The sequence below is a fragment of the Alcanivorax sp. HI0044 genome, assembly GCF_001634945.1.
Genome location: NZ_LWEZ01000241.1, coordinates 1 through 1,267, shown reverse-complemented (window position 1 = coordinate 1,267; position 1,267 = coordinate 1). Strand labels below are relative to the sequence as shown.

Sequence of the window (1,267 nt, the reverse complement as noted above, 5' to 3'; positions counted from 1 at the left end):
CATGTCCCAGTCATCGAGCTTGCCCACAAACAGAAACTTGGACTCACTATGCTCCATGATCTGACGCACTGTTTCGGCCACCAACGTCGGATACAAAGGCACGCTGACACCGCCCGCCATCCAGATTGCCACGTCAGTGATAATCCACTCGGCACAGTTCTTGGACACCAGCGCAACGTGGTCGCCCTTCTTCATCCCCTGAGATTGCAGATAGGCAGCAATCTTGCGCGCCTCTTCATCCACCTGTTTCCAGGTGTATTCACGCAGCTCACCACCACCCAGAGGCTGAACAAATGCCACGGCATCGCCGTGTTGCGAACGACGCTGAGCCAGAGCCTGCAGCGGAGTCATCACACTCTTTCCTGTTGTCATAATTCTCAACCTTTCCCGAGTCTAAAATGTCAATGAAACGGCCCGCCCAACGAACGGCAAACCGGAGCAGGCACCCCTGCGAATTCCTTTAAAGATGATCCAGCAGATAAAGCATCACCTTGACTGCTCAAGTCCCAGAAGGCGCCCGCATAGAACCGGAGCACCTCCCGCTGCCCACCTATCCCACTGTCATCCCCAAACAGCAAACCCCAACCATACCACTTTCCCCCGCCGCAATGGAGTCTTTCACAGCCCCGAAAGCACCGGTAAACGCTTGTTTACTGTAGGAATACACACTGGCACCGCACCAAGAGTAGAGCCTTACCGCCGAAGGATAAAGAGCAATAGAGCGCCCTCCTCATCGAAAGGATGCCTGAACAAAATTCAGACCAGAAGCAGCAACAAACGGACCGATCGCGGCCAACGCATCAGCAGCGCAGCTCTTGACCTGGGAAATAAACAAGCAGGTTGATTTTGTTGCACACTGCCACCCCACGTCGCTCACATAGCCAGGCACACAGCCTTAAGGCACAAGAGGAGCAGTGCCGGAAAGCAAAATGAGGCAGATTGAGGGGAGAGTGCGGGCTTCCAGTGAGCAAACAAACAAACCGACACTTGCGCGACAAGGATTATCTGTTTCTTTAAGAGCCTGACGATGACCTATTTAGGTAGCGAGCATGCTCGCTACCCCCTTCGGGACGCCTGCGGCGCACCAAACTGGCTCCTGCGGAGCATCGCTTGTCACACCTCGGTCCCCCTTGAGGGGATGGCGGCTTCGCCGCGAGGTAGGGAGAGGAGTTCACCGTATCTTAAACCAAACAAAAAACCCCCGTCACTTTCGTGGCGGGGGTCTTTTGTTTGGTTTAAGAGCCTGACGATGACCTACTCTCACATG

1 protein-coding gene is annotated in these 1,267 nt (G+C 54.6%); it reads right to left on the bottom strand.

Annotation, left to right across the window (positions count from 1 at the left end; all coding sequences use genetic code 11):
• Positions 1–351: AMP-binding protein (locus A3730_RS03105; protein WP_369819033.1), on the bottom strand; the 351-nt coding region annotated here is incomplete at its 3' end.
• Positions 352–1,267 lie beyond the last annotated feature (916 nt).